16 protein-coding genes, 1 other RNA gene and 1 pseudogene are annotated in these 16638 nt (G+C 71.5%); 10 read left to right on the top strand and 8 right to left on the bottom strand.

What is annotated here, in order from left to right; genetic code table 11:
* Positions 1–222 precede the first annotated feature (222 nt).
* From PGH47_RS12505 to PGH47_RS12530, 6 genes are all read left to right on the top strand, one after another.
* On the top strand, positions 223–1224 hold the full coding sequence (locus tag PGH47_RS12505) for an MCE family protein (RefSeq protein ID WP_271668039.1): 1002 nt from the start codon (positions 223–225) through the stop codon (positions 1222–1224).
* Between the two features lie 26 nt (positions 1225–1250).
* Positions 1251–2354, top strand: coding sequence for an MCE family protein (locus PGH47_RS12510; protein ID WP_443048610.1), 1104 nt, complete (start codon positions 1251–1253; stop codon positions 2352–2354).
* Complete coding sequence (locus PGH47_RS12515; protein ID WP_271663485.1) at positions 2351–3673, top strand: MCE family protein; 1323 nt, start codon at positions 2351–2353, stop codon at positions 3671–3673. Before PGH47_RS12510 ends, PGH47_RS12515 begins: the two co-directional genes overlap by 4 nt.
* Positions 3670–4947, top strand: a complete 1278-nt coding sequence (locus PGH47_RS12520; RefSeq protein WP_271663486.1) for an MCE family protein — start codon at positions 3670–3672, stop codon at positions 4945–4947. The genes PGH47_RS12515 and PGH47_RS12520 overlap by 4 nt, the downstream gene beginning before the upstream one ends.
* Positions 4920–5435, top strand: a complete 516-nt coding sequence (locus PGH47_RS12525) for a hypothetical protein (RefSeq protein WP_271663487.1) — start codon at positions 4920–4922, stop codon at positions 5433–5435. Before PGH47_RS12520 ends, PGH47_RS12525 begins: the two co-directional genes overlap by 28 nt.
* A gap of 65 nt (positions 5436–5500) precedes the next feature.
* Entirely contained in the window at positions 5501–6238 is a 738-nt protein-coding gene (locus PGH47_RS12530) for a hypothetical protein (protein WP_271663488.1), read from the top strand.
* A 61-nt stretch (positions 6239–6299) separates the two neighbouring features.
* Here the strand turns inward: PGH47_RS12530 and rnpB are convergent.
* From rnpB to PGH47_RS12545, 4 genes and pseudogenes are all read right to left on the bottom strand, one after another.
* An RNA gene (rnpB, locus tag PGH47_RS12535) (RNase P RNA component class A) lies at positions 6300–6703 on the bottom strand.
* A 163-nt stretch (positions 6704–6866) separates the two neighbouring features.
* Positions 6867–7646 (bottom strand): annotated as a pseudogene (locus PGH47_RS43235) (DMT family transporter); the annotation flags it as partial.
* A 19-nt stretch (positions 7647–7665) separates the two neighbouring features.
* Positions 7666–8490, bottom strand: a complete 825-nt coding sequence (locus tag PGH47_RS12540) for an AraC family transcriptional regulator (protein ID WP_126900585.1) — start codon at positions 8488–8490, stop codon at positions 7666–7668.
* A 44-nt stretch (positions 8491–8534) separates the two neighbouring features.
* Positions 8535–9113, bottom strand: a complete 579-nt coding sequence (locus PGH47_RS12545; RefSeq protein WP_271663489.1) for a Uma2 family endonuclease — start codon at positions 9111–9113, stop codon at positions 8535–8537.
* Between the two features lie 163 nt (positions 9114–9276).
* Between PGH47_RS12545 and PGH47_RS12550 the strand changes: the two genes are divergently transcribed.
* Both PGH47_RS12550 and PGH47_RS12555 read left to right on the top strand, forming a co-directional pair.
* Positions 9277–10041, top strand: coding sequence for a MerR family transcriptional regulator (locus tag PGH47_RS12550; protein ID WP_271663490.1), 765 nt, complete (start codon positions 9277–9279; stop codon positions 10039–10041).
* Positions 10041–10643 (top strand): hypothetical protein, encoded by a 603-nt coding sequence (locus PGH47_RS12555; protein ID WP_271663491.1) that lies wholly within the window; start codon positions 10041–10043, stop codon positions 10641–10643. The genes PGH47_RS12550 and PGH47_RS12555 overlap by 1 nt, the downstream gene beginning before the upstream one ends.
* On the opposite strand, the gene PGH47_RS12560 is transcribed toward PGH47_RS12555, so the two are convergent.
* On the bottom strand, positions 10594–12036 hold the full coding sequence (locus PGH47_RS12560) for an RNB domain-containing ribonuclease (protein WP_271663492.1): 1443 nt from the start codon (positions 12034–12036) through the stop codon (positions 10594–10596). The two genes, PGH47_RS12555 and PGH47_RS12560, sit on opposite strands and share 50 nt — an antisense overlap.
* A gap of 73 nt (positions 12037–12109) precedes the next feature.
* Between PGH47_RS12560 and yaaA the strand changes: the two genes are divergently transcribed.
* Together yaaA and eda are read left to right on the top strand one after the other, a co-directional pair.
* A complete protein-coding gene (gene yaaA / locus PGH47_RS12565) occupies positions 12110–12892 on the top strand; it encodes a peroxide stress protein YaaA (protein WP_107906858.1) in 783 nt (260 codons plus the stop codon).
* 73 nt (positions 12893–12965) lie between these two features.
* Positions 12966–13589: a bifunctional 4-hydroxy-2-oxoglutarate aldolase/2-dehydro-3-deoxy-phosphogluconate aldolase gene (eda, locus tag PGH47_RS12570; protein WP_271663493.1), complete on the top strand. Its 624-nt coding sequence runs from the start codon at positions 12966–12968 to the stop codon at positions 13587–13589.
* On the opposite strand, the gene PGH47_RS12575 is transcribed toward eda, so the two are convergent.
* From PGH47_RS12575 to PGH47_RS12585, 3 genes are read right to left on the bottom strand one after another with little or no spacing between them, the layout of a single operon-like run.
* Positions 13572–14942 carry a bifunctional RNase H/acid phosphatase gene (locus tag PGH47_RS12575; RefSeq protein WP_271663494.1) on the bottom strand — a complete coding sequence of 457 codons (1371 nt, stop codon included), beginning with the start codon at positions 14940–14942 and terminating at the stop codon, positions 13572–13574. The two genes, eda and PGH47_RS12575, sit on opposite strands and share 18 nt — an antisense overlap.
* 38 nt (positions 14943–14980) lie before the next feature.
* Positions 14981–15724: a zinc ribbon domain-containing protein gene (locus PGH47_RS12580; protein ID WP_271668041.1), complete on the bottom strand. Its 744-nt coding sequence runs from the start codon at positions 15722–15724 to the stop codon at positions 14981–14983.
* Entirely contained in the window at positions 15721–16578 is an 858-nt protein-coding gene (locus tag PGH47_RS12585) for a Nif3-like dinuclear metal center hexameric protein (protein WP_126904022.1), read from the bottom strand. The genes PGH47_RS12580 and PGH47_RS12585 overlap by 4 nt, the downstream gene beginning before the upstream one ends.
* Between the last annotated feature and the right edge of the window lie 60 nt (positions 16579–16638).

The following is a 16638-nucleotide window of genomic DNA, read 5'->3' on the forward strand; positions in this document are numbered from 1 at the left end:
TTCAAGGTGCGGGTGGAGCCGCCGAGGCTGCCGAGGCTACGTCTGCCGAAGGCACGGCTCCTGCCGCGTCGCAGGCCCCGCCCGCAACCGCTGTTCAAGGTGCGCGTCGAGCCGCCCAAGCTGCCGAGGATACGTCTGCCGAAAGCACGGCTCCTGCCGCGTCGCAGGCCCCGCCCGCAACCGCTGTTCAAGGTGCGCGTCGAGCCGCCCAGGCTGCCGCGGATGCGGCTCCGTCGCCCACGCCTCATCCCGTTCCGTGACCGCAACCCCGTCGTCATCGGTGCCGTCGGCCTCACCACCCTCGCGCTGCTGGCCGTGGCCGCGTTCAACGCGGACAGCCTGCCGCTGATCGGCGACGGCGAGACGTACAGCGCGGCCTTCGCCGAGGCGGGCGGGCTCAAGCCCGGTGACGAGGTGCGGATCGCCGGAGTCAAGGTCGGCAAGGTCGAGGAGGTCGACCTGGACGGCGACCACGTCAAGGTCACCTTCAAGATCAAGGGCGAGCCGGGCTTCGGCCGGGAGACCGGCGCGTCCATCCGGGTCAGGACGATCCTCGGCGCGAAATACCTCGCGCTGCACCCCGAGGGCAGGGGCCAGTTGGCGCCCGGCAGCGAGATACCACTGAAGCGCACGGTCCCCGCCTACGACGTCGTGCAGGCCTTCAGCGACCTCACCACGACATCGGAGAAGATCGACACCGACCGCGTGGCGAAGGCCATGGACACCATCTCCGCCACCTTCGAGGACTCACCGGAAGAGGTACGGGCGTCCCTCAAGGGCCTGTCCCGGATCTCCCGGACGGTGGCCTCCCGCGACAAGGCGCTGCGCGAGCTGCTCGGCCACGCCAACGGCGTCACGGACGTACTCGCCGACCGCTCCGGTGACTTCACCGCCCTGGTCAAGGACGGCGACAAGCTGTTCAAGGAGATCAGCAAGCGGCGCGAGGCGATCCACAAACTGCTGAAGAGCTCCGCCGCGCTCGGCATCCAGCTCTCCGGCCTGGTCCAGGACAACGACAAGGAGATCGGGCCCGCACTCAAGGGCCTGAACCAGGTGGTGACGATGCTCGAGCGCAATCAGTCCAGCCTGGACCGCAGCATCAAGCTCCTGGCGCCCTACGTCCGCCTCTTCACCAACACCCTCGGCAACGGCCGCTGGTTCGACTCCTACGTCCAGAACCTCGTCGCCGCTCCCGTGGTGCCGCGGACGGGAGGATCGCAGTGAACGTCCCTGTCAGGCTGAGAAAGCCTCTGGCTCTGCTCACCGCGCTGTCCCTGGTCGCCGCGCTCTCCTACGTCCTGTGGCCGCGCACCGAGCCGGTCCGCGTCACGGCGTACTTCCCGCGCACGGTCGGCATCTACCCAGGCTCGGACGTGCGGGTGCTGGGCGTCCGGATCGGCGAGGTCAGGAAGATCACGCCGGAGGGCGACCGTGTGCGGGTCGACCTGGAGTACGACGCCGGCCGCAAGGTTCCGGCGCGGGCGCAGGCGGCGATCATCAACTCCTCGGTGGTCAGCGACCGTTATGTGCAGCTGCTGCCCGTGTACCGGGGCGGTCCGGTGCTGCGGGACGGGGACGAGATCCCCGAGTCGCGCACGGCCGTACCCGTGGAGCTGGACCGTGTCTTCGACAGCCTGCACGGCACGGCCGAGGCCCTCGGCCCGGAGGGTGCCAACAAGGACGGCTCCCTGTCGCGGCTGCTCGGGGTGAGCGCGGACAACCTCGACGGCCAGGGCGAGAACCTCAACCGGACGGTCGAGGACCTCTCGAAGGCGGTCACGACCCTGTCCGACGGCCGCACGGACCTGTTCGGCACGATCCGCAACCTCCAGGTCTTCACGGCGGCGCTCGCGGCCGACGACAAGAGCGTGCGCTCGTTCAACAGCAGCCTCGCGAAGGTCGCCGAGCAACTGGCGGGCGAGCGCAAGGACCTGGCGGCGGCGCTGAGGAACCTCGGGACGGCACTGGGCGACGTGTCCGGGTTCGTGAAGCGGAACAAGAAGTCGCTCACCTCGAACGTGGCGGGCCTGAGCAAGGTCACCAAGGTGCTCGTCACCCAACGGGCCGCGCTGGAGGAGCTGCTGGAAGTCGCGCCGACCGGCATGTCGAACCTGAACAACGCCTACAACCCGTCGGCCGGCACCCTCGACACCCGCAACAACGCCGATCAGGCACAGGACCCGGCCTCGCTGCTGTGCTCGGTGCTCAGGACGACCGGGGACGAGGGCGGAAAGAACCCGGACTGCAAGGAGCTGAAGAAGTTGTTCGACTCCCTGCCCGAGGTCCCGCGGGGTCCGGCGGTCACCGGCACGGTCGACCGCACCCTCGGCGGAATCCTGGAGGCCGACGCATGAGCGTGCTACGTGTGGGAGTGCCGCGCAAGGGCGGGGTGGCGGCCTGGGCGGCCGTCGGCTCGCTGCTCCTGTCCGGCTGCGAGTTCAACGGCTGGTACGACGTCCAGCTGCCCGGCGGAGCGGCCTCGGACGGCGACGCGTACCACGTCACCGTCGAGTTCCGTGACGTCCTCGACCTGGTGCCGCAGTCGGCGGTGAAGGTCAACGACGTCACCGTGGGCGCCGTCGAGAAGGTGGAGCTGGACGGCTGGCACGCCCGCGTACGCCTCCGGGTCGCCGACTCGGTAGAGCTGCCCGCCAACGCGATCGCGGAGCTGCGGCAGACCAGCATGCTCGGCGAGAAGTACGTGGCGCTGTCCGGGCCGACGGACACCACTCCGGTCGGACGCCTCAAGGACGGCGACGCGATCCCCCTGTCCCGCAGCGGCCGCAACCCGGAGATCGAGGAGGTGCTGTCCGCCCTGTCCGCACTGCTCAACGGCGGTGGCGTGGCGCAGCTCAAGACGATCACCGTGGAGCTGAACAAGGCGCTGGAGGGACGGGAGAACCGGGTCGGGTCCCTGCTGAGGGAGCTGAACGTGTTCCTGGGCGGCCTGGACGAGCAGAAGCAGGACATCGTCCGGGCGCTGAAGGCGGTGGACCGGCTGGCCAAGCGCCTCGGCCGGGAGAAGAGGACCATCGCCGAGGCTGTGGACGCGATGCCGCCGGCCCTGAAGGTCCTGGCCGACCAGCGGCGGGACCTGACGCGCATGCTCACGTCGTTGTCGAAGCTCGGCAAAACAGGCACCAGGGTGGTCAACGCGTCGCACGACGACACGGTCGCGAACCTGAGACAGCTGCGCCCGATCCTGCAACAACTCAACAAGGCGGGCGACGACCTACCCAACTCGCTTGAATTGCTGACGACTTACCCATTCCCCCGCAACGCGGTGGACGCCATCAAGGGTGACTACGTCAATCTCCACATCACGGCCGACCTCGACCTGGCCGGGATCTACGGCAACGTGACGGAGAAGCCGGGCGGCGGTCGGGGTGGCGACGGGAAGCTCCAGAGACCCGGGCTTCCGGAGACCCCGGACCTCCCGGACGTACCGGATCTCCCGAGCCCGCCGACCGTCCCGGCACCCACCGCGCTCCCGAGCACACCGGGCGTGCCGTCGTCCCCCTCGGGCCCTTCCGACGGCGGCGACCCGCTGTGCCCGCCGGTGTGCACCAGCAGCTACGGCGAGTACGGCGGCGGCCACGGCACCGGGGGCGGTCGGCCGGAAGGGATCGACCTCGAACTGGCCGAGCTGATGCTGAAGGGAGTCCAGCCGTGATCACACGCACGGTCAAGGCCCAGTTGCTCGCCTTCGCCACCATCACCGCCGTAGGGGTGTCGTACGTCGGCGCCGAGTACACCGGGCTGGTGGACGAGGTCCTCGACCGCGGCTACACGGTCCGGGCGGACTTCCCCGAGTCCGGCGGGATCTTCCCCGGCGCCGAGGTGACGTATCGCGGGGTGCCGGTGGGCAGGGTCGGTGCGCTCCACCTGACGGGCGCGGACGGCGTCTCGGTCGCCCTGGACATCGAGGACGGGGCACCGCACATCCCGGCGAACACCCTCGCCGTGGTGGCGAACCGCTCGGCGGTGGGCGAACAGTACGTGGACCTGCAACCCCGCACCTCCCACGGCCCCTATCTGCTGGACGGCGGCACGATCCCGCGCGAGAGCACACGCGTACCGCTGCCGACGACGGACCTGGTCCTCAGCCTGGACCGCCTGGTGAAGTCGGTGGGGAAGAAGGATCTACAGGTCACGGTCGACGAGTTGGGCAAGGCATTCGCGGGCACCGGCCCGAACCTGAGCCGTCTGGTGGACTCGGGCAACGTGCTGATCGAGTCGGCGTCGGAGGCGCTGCCGGAGACGATCGCGCTGATCGAGGACTCGCGGACTGTCCTGAAGACCCAGGCGGACCAGGGCTCGTCGATCAAATCATTCGCGAGCGATCTGGCAGCGCTGACGGCTCAGTTGAAGGCGAGCGACGGCGACCTGCGCCGGCTGATCGGCAACGCGAGACCGGCGGCGCAGGAGGTGAACTCGCTGCTGAAGTCGGTGGACCCTGAGCTGTCGGTCCTGCTGGCGAACCTGATCAGCGGCGGCCAGGTGACCTTGGCCCGCCTCCCCGGCGTGGAACAGGCCCTGGTCACCTTCCCGGTGATGGTGGCGGGCAGCTACACGGTCGTCCCGGGCGACGGCACCACCCACTTCGGCCTGGTGGTGAACGCCGACGACCCGCCGGCCTGCACGAAGGGTTACGGCACGGTCCGCCGCGACCCTGCCGACACGAGCACGCGCGAGGCGAATAGGCAGGCCCGCTGCACGCTCCCGCGGGGCAGCGAGTCGTCGGTGCGGGGAGCGCAGAACGCTCCGGGCGCGTCGACGGCCTACGGCGGCGCGAACCAGGCGGCGTACGTCACCCCGTACGACCCGGAGACCGGTACCACCACCGGCCCGGACGGAAGGGCCGTCGAGATCGGCTCGAAGGGCGGCCAGCAGGCCGTGTTCGGAAAGGAGTCGTGGCAATGGCTGCTCGTCGGCCCGATGGCATGAAGAACTGGCGGAGCTCCAGGGCGGTGACGGCAGGACTCGCCGCCGCGACGGTCCTGACCACCGCACTCACGATCTGGCTGGCCGTCGGCCTCCACGCGCAACGCGAAGCGGACGAGCGCCGCCAGGACATCCTGGCCGCGGCCCGCCAGTCAGCCCTGAACTTCACATCGCTCGACTACCGCCACTACGACCGCGACAGCGCGAACGTCCTGGCGGGCGCGACGGGCGACTTCAAGAAGCAGTTCGCGGCACAGACGCAGCAACTGACCCGGCTCGTAGCGGCGAACAAGTCCGTCTCGGAGGGCCAGGTCCTGGAGGCAGGCATCGTCCGCTCCACCGAGACCGCGGCCCGCGTCCTGGTCGTCGCCGACAGCAAGGTGACCAACACGGCTGCTCCCCAGGGAGAGGCGCGCACGTACCGCCTGCAACTGGATCTGGTCCACCGGGACGGGCGCTGGCTGACGTCCGACGTCGAGTTCGTCGGCTGACCGCACCGCAGCTCGGCTGACAAGCACCACAGCTCGGCTGACAAGCACCACAGAGGAGTACGACCATGCCGAAGACGACCCCGGGCCCGCGCACCCGGCGCACCATGACGGCGGCCACCCGTGCCGCGGCCAAGCGAGCGGAGCGCGGCCACCGCGCACCGGCGCTGGAGACCTCCGTCGCCGGCCGCACGGTGCTCATCGAGGCCCCGAAGAACGGCTGGGAGGACCCGCCGGAGCCGTCGCTCGAATCGTTCGAGGAGGACGCGCCGCCAAAGGACGAGGGCGAGGTCGAGGCACACCCCCGTGGACGCCGCCTGCTCACGCTGGTGCTCGGCGTCCTCCTGCTGGCGGCCTTGGTGGCGACCGCCGTACTGGGCTGGCAGTACCGGGACGGACACCGGACGGAAAGCGCCCGGACCCAGGCACTCACCGCCGCGCAGAAGGCCGCACCGGTCGTCCTCTCCTACGACTACCGCCACCTGGACAAGGACTTCGCGAGCGCCCGCACCCACCTGACCGGCGGCTTCCACGCCGAGTACGGCAAGACCACGAAGGCCGTGGTCGGCCCGACGGCCAAGAAGTACCGGGCCGTCGTAAAGGCCACGATCGCCGCCCCCGCCACCGGAACCCCGGCCGCCTCCGTCGTATCGGCTTCCCCGGACAAGGTCGTGGTCCTGCTCTTCATCAACCAGGTCACCGAGAGCACACAGGTTTCGGGGGCTCGGGTGGATCTGAACCGGGTGCGGATGACGATGGCTCGCACGGACGGGGGGTGGAAGGTGAGCGGGGTCGACGCGCTGTGACGTCCGCGGGGCTCACCGAGGCAGGCCGGAGGCAGTTCCGAGACAGAACCGCAGGTAGCGGCAGACGAGTCGGGCTGTACGCCGGGTTCTGTCGCCCGGTCGCCTCGCGGCGGCCGGGGAGACGGCCATCCATCTAGGGCCGGTGTTGCCACCGGCCTCGTGCGGTCTACCCGGGGACTCGGGCGGGCAGCCCTCGAACGTCTCCGCAGAGCGCGTTTTACGGCGCTCCTTTTGACCTTGCTCCAGGTGGGGTTTACCTAGCTGCCCAGGTCACCCTGGGCACTGGTGGTCTCTTACACCACCGTTTCACCCTTACCGAGGACCGAGATCCCCGGCGGTCTGCTTTCTGTGGCACTGTCCCGCGGGTCACCCCGGGTGGCCGTTAGCCACCACCCTGCCCTGTGGAGCCCGGACGTTCCTCGGGAAGCCCCTAAGGGGACTCCACGCGGCCGTCCGCCCGGCTCGTCTGCCGTGTCGACCATGGTACCGGGCGAGGGTTCTTCCGAGGTCCATCACCTGTTGCGCTGCCCGATCCGTCGCGCTGTCCCCCCTTCGTCCCGCCACTCGTAGCCAGCACCGAGCCCGCCAGGATGAGCGCGAAGGCCGACAGGACGCCGGCTGTGAGGTGCTCGTCCAGGAAGATCGCCCCGGCCGCCACCGCCACCGCCGGATTGACGTACGTGAAGACCGTCGCCCGCGTCGGGCCCACCTCCTTGATCAGTTCCAGGAAGGCCACGAAGGCGACCGCCGTGCACAGGACGCCCAGGGCGGCGAGGGCCGTGAGGGCCTCGACGGAGGGCAGTGACGCCGGGCGGGACAGGGCCGCCGCGGGGGCGTAGACCAGGCCCGCGAAGGTCAGACAGACCGCGGTGAGGTGGAGGGACGGGATGTCCTTGAGGTAGCGGGCGGCGATGAGGGGAGCCGTCGCGTAGCCCAGTACCGTCAGCAGGACCTCCAGCAGGGAGCGGGCGTCGCCGCCCGTCAGGTGCGGGACGGTGAGGGTCGCCACGCCGGCCAGGCCCAGGATCAGGCCGGTCAGGCGGCGGACGCCGAGGTGTTCCGTGGCGCCGAAGAAGCGGGACAGAACCACCCCGACTATCGGGACGCCCGCTATCAGCAGGCCCGCCGTCGAGCTGGACAGGTGGCGTTCGGCGTCCGTCAGGGTCCACCAGGGGCCGATGATCTCTATGCACGCGAAGGCCAGCATGGGGCGCCAGTGCGTCCGTATCGTCCGGGGCAGGCCGCCCTGGCGGAGCGCGAAGGGGAGCAGGAGGGCTGCGGCCAGCGCGCAGCGCGTGAACACCACCATGGACGGGGAGACCTCGTCCACCGCCACCTTGATCATCAGATAGGGGACGCCCCAGATCACGCTCATCAGGGCGAACAGGAACCAGCCGCGTGCAGTCATGCGGCGAGTTTCGGCCCTCTCACCGTCCGCTGTCTTGAACGCTGTTGCGGTACGCCGCCGGGGTCACCCCGAGCACGCGGCGGAACCAGCGCGTGAGGTGTGCCTGGTCCGCGAAGCCGACCAGGCCGGCGACCTCGGCCGGGCGCAGACCGGTCTCCAGCAGACCGCGGGCCCGGGTCACCCGGTGCTGGGCCAGCCAGGCGTACGGCGGTATCCCCATCGTCGTACGGAAGGCGCGCAGGAGCTGGTAGCGGGAGAGGCCGAGGTCCGTGGCGAGGGATGCGAGGGAGGGCGGGGCCGTGAGTTCGTCGGCGAGGCGGTCGCGGACCGCCCGCGCTATGTGGTCGGCGCCCGCGACCGTGTCGTCCGTCGCCCGCGCGGTGGAGTGGCGGCGGGTGAGGGCCGTCATCAGCCACGGGATGCGGGACTCGGCCTCCAGGGGGTCGGGGCAGGCGGCGAGTTCGGCGTGGGTGAGGCGCAGGGCGTTGGAGAGCTGGGGGTCGTCGAGGAGGGGCTCGTGGAAGTGCGGGGTGCCGGTGCCCAGGGTGCCGTCGGTCAGCAGTGACGGCTCGGCGTACAGGGCGCGGTAGGCGTAGCCGCCGGACTCGCCGGGGCCGCCGGTGTGCATCTCGCCGGGTGCCAGTACGACGATGGAGCCCAGGCCGGGACGGATGTGGCCGCCCCGGTAGTCGATGATCTCGCTGCCGCCGACGCAGACCCCGATGGTGAACTCGTCATGGGCGTGCGGGGCGTAGACGTGCCGGTCGAAGCGGGCGGTGAGCAGGTCCAGGGGCGGGCCGTCCCGGCCCAGCCGCGCTCTGGTCCACAGCGCCTGTTCACCCACGTCGCACCTCCCGGCCGCTCCCGGAAGGTGCAACGTCAGGAGCGTCAGAGAAAGTCCGCCGTGTCCAGGTCGAAGGCGAACGGTTCCGGGAGGGCGAGCGATTTACCGAAGGGGCGTGTGCAGTGCTGTCGGTAGTCGCCATCCTCGGGCTCGCTGAAGAGGGTCACCTGGGAGGTGTCCCGGTCGGCCAGCAGGTAGAAGGGGATGCCACCGCGGGCGTAGCAACGACGTTTGGCCTCTCGGTCGGCCTTCGGCTTGGTCGATGTCACCTCCAGCACCATGACGACGCCTTCGCAGGGCATCCAGGAACTGGCGCCGCCGAACAAGTCCGCATCGACGGGTGCGAAGGTGGCATCCGGGATCACGTGATCCATCGGCCAGGCCACCGCACTCTTCACCGTCAGTCCCTTGTTCCCGGAGAAGTCCATGTCCGTCTTGGATCGCTTGATCACCTGCCTCACGATCCGGCTGATGTACTTCTCGTGATCCCCGTCCGGCGGCGGCGTCACAACGATCTCCCCCTCGATCAACTCGGCCCGGAAACCCTCCGGCGTCTCCAGGGCGAGAAAGCCCTCCAGCAGGACCTCTTCCTGCGTGAGCGGCTCGTGGGCCATGGCAGTCATGTCACGCCCCTCCTTCTGTCGCCCGTCAGACTGGGACATCGGAAGATCACCTGTCCGAGAGATCGGAAACCGTTCCCTCGATCGTGGCACACGGAACGGACGATCGTCAGGCAAGCAAGCCGGCGCTTGACCTTGCCGCAACGTCAACGTCTCTACTGGTCCCATGCGGATCGGAGAACTCGCCGCCGCGGTCGGTGTCACCACTCGGACCGTGCGGCACTACCACCATCAGGGGCTGCTGCCCGAGCCGGAGCGGCGGCCCAACGGGTATCGGGAGTACACGCTGCGGCATGCCGTCGTGCTGGCGCGGATCCGGCGGCTGACGGAGCTGGGGCTGGGGCTCGCCGAGGTGCGGGACGTGCTCGCCGAGGACGCCGGGAAGGATCTCGCCGAGGTGCTCACCGAGCTGGACGAGGATCTCGCGCGGCAGGAGGTGGCGATCCGGGAGCGGCGGCAGCGGCTGCGGACGCTGCTGGAGACGGAGGGCGCGGTGACCGCCGAGGGGCCCGTGTCGCCCCAGCTCGCGGCGCTCTTCCGGGACATGGGGCAGGTCTCCGACTCGCCCATGGCCGTCAAGGACCGGGAGATGCTCGCGCTGATCGAGACCACGGCCGGCGCGGAGGGCCGGGACCAGCTCGTGGGCGCGTTCGAGAAGGCGTTCACCCGGCCGGGCGCCAAGGAGCAGGTCCTCGCGGCCTACGCGCTGCTCGACGACCTCGCCGACGCCGACCCCGCCGACCCGCGCGTGGACGACGCGGCCCGCGCCCTGGTCGACTGCCTCGCCCCCGACCTGCTGCCCGAGAAGCTGGACGTCGACCCCGACAGCAGCTTCCTGCGGGCCTTCTACGCCGACTTCGCCCCGGCCCAGGCGGAGGCCATCCGCCGCACACTCCGCCTCCTCATCGAAACGGAAGGAGACGAGCCTTGATGCGGACCGTACTCGTCCTCGTCCGGCACGAGCTGCGGCTCCTCTCGAGCATCGGGCTGTGGGTGGCCCGGCGGCCGCACCAAACAGGGGAAGGAGCCGCCTTCGGGTACTCGCGCGGCCAGGGCCCGATGATGCTGGGATTCGGGTTCGTGATCGTGATCGAGTCGATCATGATGTCCGTGCTGCTGCGGAACCATCCGGCCGTGCAGCGGGCGTGGTTCACGGTGGACGTGTACACCCTGGTGCTCATCGTCGGGATGCACGCCGCCTCCGTCGTACGGCCGCACGTCCTCGACGACGACGTCCTGCGCGTCCGGCTTGCCGCGCACGTCGATCTGCGCATACCGCTGGAGAAGATCGCCCGGGCCCGCCGCGAGCTGCGCACCACGCATGAGCGGACCGAGGGCGAGCTGAACCTCGCCATCGGCTCGCAGACCACCGTGACGCTCGAACTCACCGAGCCCGTCGCCCACTTCACCTTCCTCGGGCGTCGTCAGGACATCCGGCTCGTGCGCTTCCACGCCGACGACGCCGACGGCCTCGTCAAGGCGATCACACGGGCTCGAAGCGCACCTTCGCCGATCCCGGATCCGACTGGGTGAGCCGGACCCTGATCCGCTCCCCCAGCGGCAGGTGCTCCCCGTCCCTGTTCTCGATCCGGCCGATGATCGCCGGGGACTCCAACTGCACGGTCCCGACGGCGGGCCGGCGCTCCTCCACCTCCACCACGCAGCCGTCGAAGACCTCGCCCACCCGGTCCTTGAGCAGCGCCGACTCCACGATGTCCAGGCACTCCCGCTCGACCGTGCCCGCGCGCCGGCTGCCCTCGGCCATCCGGGCCGGCAGCGCGTCGAGGGCTGCCGCCACCCACTCGGGCACCGGCCGGCCGGCGGTGGCCGCCAGGCAGATCTCGGACACGTACCGGTCGACGAGGCGGCGCAGCGGGGCCGTGCAGTGGGCGTAGGGGGCGGCCACGGCGGAGTGGGTGGTGATGGGCGGGAGGGTACCGTCGCGGAACACCGTGTAGCCGGCGCCGCGCAGCAGGGTCGTGCACTCCTGGAGGAAGGCCGCGTGGCGGGGGCGGTGCGGGTCCAGGGAACGGACCAGTTCGGCGTACGACACGTGGTGCGGCCAGTCGATGTGCAGGGCGTGCGCGGTGTGGCGCAGGCGGCCGACCGCGCCGTCGGGGGCGGCGGGGAGGGTGCGCAGGATGCCGGTGCCGAGGGAGAGCATCAGGTCGGCGGCGGCCATGCCGGTGAGCAGGGAGATCTGGGAGTTCCAGCCGTCGGCGGGCAGCGGGGCGCGGTAGGCGAGCTCGTAGGTGTGGTCGTGCTCGACGATCTCCTGCTCGGGTACGCCGAGCGAGATTCCGCCGCGCTCCACCTCCAGCTTCTCCCGCAGCAGCCCGATCTCCTTCAGCAGCGCCAGCGGCTCCTCGGCGGTCCCCGTGTCGATCTGCTTCTGCACGCCCGCGTAGTCCAGCCTGGCCCGGCTGCGCACCAGGGCCCGGGTGACGTCGACGGCGACGGTACGGCCGTCCCCGTCGAGGTCGATCGTCCACAGCACGGCGGGCCGGTCCTGGTCGGGGAGCAGGCTGGCCGCGCCCTCGCTCAGCGACTCGGGGTGCAGCGGGACGCGCAGGTCGGGGAAGTAGAGGGTGGTCACCCGCCGGTGGGCCTCCTGGTCGAGCGGGCCCGCCGGTACGACGAAGGCGGCGACGTCGGCGATGGCGTACCGGACGCGGTAGCCGGTGCCGTGCCGGGAGAGGTGCATCGCCTGGTCGAGGTCGGTGGAGGCGGGCGGGTCGATGGTGAGGAAGGGAAGGTCGGTGGCGTCGTACGGGGGGAGGGCCGGGGCCTTGGCCGTCTCCTCGGCCTGCGCCAGCGCCTCGGGCGGGAAGCCTGCGGGGACGCCGAGCTCGTGGCGCAGGGCGGTGAGGGCGGCCCGGAGGGGGGCTTCGGGGGCGCCGGTCACGCGGATGTGGCGGCGGGGCATGTGTCGAGCGTAGGGCGAGGTTCGCCGGGTGGCACGCCGTACGCTGTGGCGGAGTTCGAGTGAGGGAGTACGTGTGCTTGTCCTGTTGCCGCCGTCCGAAGGCAAGGCCTCGTCCGGTCGTGGTGCGCCGCTGAAGCTGGAGTCGCTGTCCCTGCCGGGGCTGGGCGAGGCCCGGGAGGCGGTACTGCGGGAGCTGGTCGAGCTGTGTGCCGGTGACGAGGACAAGGCGCGGGACGTGCTCGGGCTGAGCGAGGGCCTGCGGGGCGAGGTCGCTAAGAACGCCGGGCTGCCGACGGCGGGCGCGCGGCCGGCCGGGGAGATCTACACCGGGGTGCTGTACGACGCCCTGGACCTGGCGTCGCTCGACGCCGCCGCCAAGAAGCGCGCCACTCGCTCGCTGCTCGTCTTCTCCGGGCTGTGGGGCGCGGTGCGCGTCAACGACCGCATCCCCTCCTACCGCTGCTCGATGGGCGTGAAGCTGCCCGGCCTCGGGGCGCTCGGGGCGCACTGGCGGGCGCCGATGGCGGACGTGCTGCCCGAGGCGGCCGGGGACGGGCTGGTGCTGGACCTGCGGTCGTCGGCGTACGCGGCGGCGTGGAAGCCGAAGGGCGAGGTGGCCGGGCGGACGGCTTCGGTACGGGTGCTGCACGCGCCGACGCGGAAGGTCGTCAGCCACTTCAACAAGGCGACCAAGGGGCGGATCGTACGGAGCCTGCTGACGGCGGGTGCCGTGCCCCAGGGGCCGGCGGAGCTGGTAGAGGCGCTGCGGGACCTCGGGTACGAGGTCGAGGTGGAGGCGCCGGCCAGGGCCGGGAAGGCGTGGACGCTGGACGTGCTGGTGGAGGAGATCCACTGACCGGCCCATCCCTCTTATTGCAGCCTGTGCAATGGGCTTTGCGCAGGCTGCATCTCGTGGGCAGGATGAGGCCATGACCTCAGTCCTGGATCTCGCGCCCGTCGTCCCCGTGGTCGTGATCGACGACCCCTCCGACGCCGTACCGCTGGCCCGGGCGCTGGTCGCGGGCGGGCTGCCCGCGATCGAGGTGACGTTGCGGACGCCGGCCGCGCTGGAGGCGATCGGGGCCGTCGCGGAAGCGGTGCCGGACGCGGTGGTCGGCGCGGGCACGGTGATCACGCCGGAGCAGGTGACGCTGGCGGTCACGGCGGGGGCGCGTTTTCTGGTGAGCCCCGGCTGGACCGACCTGCTGCTGGAGGCCATGCGGGCCTCCGGGGTGCCGTATCTGCCGGGGGTGTCGACCACGTCCGAGGTGGTGGCGCTGCTGGAGCGCGGGGTGCGGGAGATGAAGTTCTTCCCGGCCGAGGCGGCGGGCGGCACGGCGTATCTCAAGTCGCTGAACGGGCCGTTGCCGCAGGCCCGGTTCTGCCCCACGGGCGGGATCGGTCCGGCTACCGCGCCCGACTATCTCGCGCTGCCCAACGTCGGCTGTGTGGGCGGCAGTTGGATGCTCCCGGCGGACGCGATCGCCGCGCGGGACTGGGGGCGCGTCGAGGCGCTGGCCCGGGAAGCGGCGGGACTACGGGCGCAGGTGTGAGGTGTCGTTGAAGAGGCGGACGCTGGCGTTGCCGTCGGCGTAGTACGCGACCGCCGAGAGGGAGGCCGCGGAGAGTTCCATGCGGAACAGGGACTCGGGCGGGGCGCCCAGGGCGAGGCGTACGAACGTCTTGATCGGCGTGACGTGGCTGACGAGGAGGACCGTGCGGCCCGCGTACGCCGCGACCAGTTTGTCGCGGGTGGCGGCGATCCGGGTCGCGGTGGCCGCGAAGCTCTCGCCGTCGCCGGTGGGGCGGGCCTCGGGGTCGGCGAGCCAGGCGTTGAGGTCCTCGGCGTAGCGCTCGCGGACCTCGCCGAAGGTGAGGCCCTCCCAGGCGCCGAAGTCCGTCTCGCGCAGGCCGTCGTCGACGGTCACGTCCAGGCCGAGGTGGGCTGCGACGATGCCGGCGGTCTCCCGGGTACGGGTGAGCGGCGATGCCACGACGGCCTGGACGGTGCCGCGCCTGGCGAGGGCGGCGCCGACCCGCTCGGCCTGCTCGCGGCCGACGTCGGAGAGGGAGGGGTCGGTCCCGCCGCTCCCGGAGAACCGCTTCTGGGGCGTCAGCGGTGTTTCCCCGTGCCGCAGCAGCACGAAGGTGGCGGGCGCCCCCATGTCGGCGGGACCCCAGCCGGTGGCGGGCGCGGCCACGCTCCGCGCGGCCCTGACATCGGCCTCGGCCCTGCCATCAACCCCGGACCCGACGTCAGCCCCGGCCCTGACGGCTCCGCCGCCGGAACTCTCCGCCGCTCCGCGGCGGGACGAAGAACCGGCGGAGGCAGCAGCGCCGCCGGCCCGCCCCTCCGACAGCGCCGCGCGCGCCCGCGCCGCGCCCGCAGCAGCGTCCCCGGGCGGACCGGCCGGCTCCGGCTCGGCCACCGCCCGCGCGGCTCGCGCGTCAGCCGCCTCCAACTCCGCCGTGGAACCCGAGGCCGACCACTGCTCCCCCCGCTTCCCGGCATCCATCGCCTCGTTGGCCAGCCGGTCCGCGTGCTTGTTCTGCTCCCGGGGGATCCACTCGTACGTCACCTGGGGCGCCGGGAAGACCTTCGACGCCTCGAAGGCCAGGGGCTTCATGTCGGGGTGCTTGATCTTCCAGCGGCCCGACATCTGCTCGATGACCAGCTTGGAGTCCATGCGGACGTGCACCGTGGCCGTCGGGTCGAGTTCGTGCGCGGCGCGCAGGCCCGCGACGAGGCCGCGGTACTCGGCGACGTTGTTCGTGGCGACGCCGATGTACTCGGCCGCCTCGGCCAGCGTCTGCCCCGTGGTCGCGTCGATGACGACCGAGCCGTAGCCCGCGGGCCCCGGGTTGCCCCGTGACCCGCCGTCGGCCTCGACGATGAACTCCCGCACGATCAACGCCCCTTACCGAGCCCCTTGCCTACCGGGTCCTACAGACCGGACTCCGCCGTGCGCACCAGGATCCGGCGGCAGTTCTCGCAGCGCACCACCGTGTCGGGCGCGGCCGCGCGGACCTCGCTCAGCTCGGTGATGGCGAGCTCCTGGCGGCAGCCCTGGCAGGTGCGCTGGTACAGCTTGGCCGCACCGATGCCGCCCTGCTGCGCACGGAGCTTGTCGTAGAGCTTGAGAAGGTCCGCGGGGACCGAACCGGCCATGACCTCGCGCTCCTTGGTGACCGAGGCGACCTCGCCGTCGATCTCCTCGAAGGAGGCGTCGCGGCGGGCGGTCGCGTCGTCGACCTTGCCCTGGACCGCGCCGACCCGCTCGGTCAGCTCGGCGACCCGCTCCTGCGCGGACTCGCGGCGCTCCATGACCTCCAGGACGACGTCCTCCAGGTCGCCCTGGCGCTTGGCGAGGGAGGTGATCTCGTGCTGGAGGTTCTCCAGGTCCTTCGGGGAGGTGACGGCACCGGAGTCCAGGCGCTGCTGGTCGCGGGCGGCGCGCTGGCGCACCTGGTCCACGTCCTGCTCGGCCTTGGTCTGCTCGCGGGCGGTGTCGCTCTCCTCGGTCTGCGCGGCGACGAGCAGGTCGCGCAGCTGGGTGTGGTCCTTGGTCAGCGACTCGATCTCGGCGTGCTCGGGCAGCGACTTCCGCCGGTGCGCGAGCTGCTGGAGGCGGACGTCGAGGGCCTGGACGTCGAGGAGTCGGATCTGGTCGGCCGGCGCGGCGTTCAGTTGGGGGCTCCCGTGGTTCGAGTGGGCGGGTTGGACGCCGCGTGGGCGGTCCAGGGGTCGGTGACCGTGTCGGAGACGTGGACGCGCAGTCCCCATCCGTTGCGGTCGGAGATCTCGTCGAGCTGGGTGGCCGCCAGCTCGCACCAGGGCCATTCGGTGGCCCAGTGCGCCGCGTCGAGCAGCGCGAGAGGACTGTGGGCGCGGGCCTCGGAGACCGGGTGGTGGCGCAGGTCCGCGGTGAGGAAGGCGTCGACGCCGGCGGCCCGCACCTGGTCGAAGAGGCTGTCGCCGGAGCCGCCGCTGACGGCGATGGTGCGGACGGTCGCCTCGGGGTCGCCGGCGACGCGGATGCCCTGCGCGGTGGCGGGCAGCCGCTCGGCGGCTTTCAGAGCGAGCTCGCGCACGGTGAGCGGGTGGTCCAGCTCGCAGATCCGGCCGAGGCCGCGGCGCCCGGAAGGGTCCGTCGGGTCCGGCACCAGCGGGCCGACGACGCGCAGGTCCAGCGCGCCGGCCAGGGCGTCGCTGACTCCGGGGTCGGCGGTGTCGGCATTGGTGTGCGCCACGTGCAGGGCGATGTCGTTCTTGATCAGGGTGTGCACGACGCGGCCCTTGAAGGTGGAGGCCGCGACCGTCGTCGTACCGCGGAGGTAGAGCGGGTGGTGGGTGACCAGCAGGTCGGCGTCCAGCTTCACCGCCTCGTCCACGATCTCCTGGACCGGGTCGACGGCGAACAGGACCCGGGAGACCTCCTGGTCGGGGTCGCCCACGACGGTGCCGACCGCGTCCCAGGACTCGGCCCGTTCGGCGGGCCACAGGTTCTCCAGCGCGGCGATGACTTCAGACAGACGGGGCACGAGGGCAAGGCTACCTGGCTGGTCCCCGCGGATGTACCGGCGCCGGAGCCGCTCGCCCGC

Origin of the sequence: Streptomyces sp. HUAS 31 (assembly GCF_028198125.1) — a bacterium.
Classification (GTDB): domain Bacteria; phylum Actinomycetota; class Actinomycetes; order Streptomycetales; family Streptomycetaceae; genus Streptomyces; species Streptomyces chartreusis.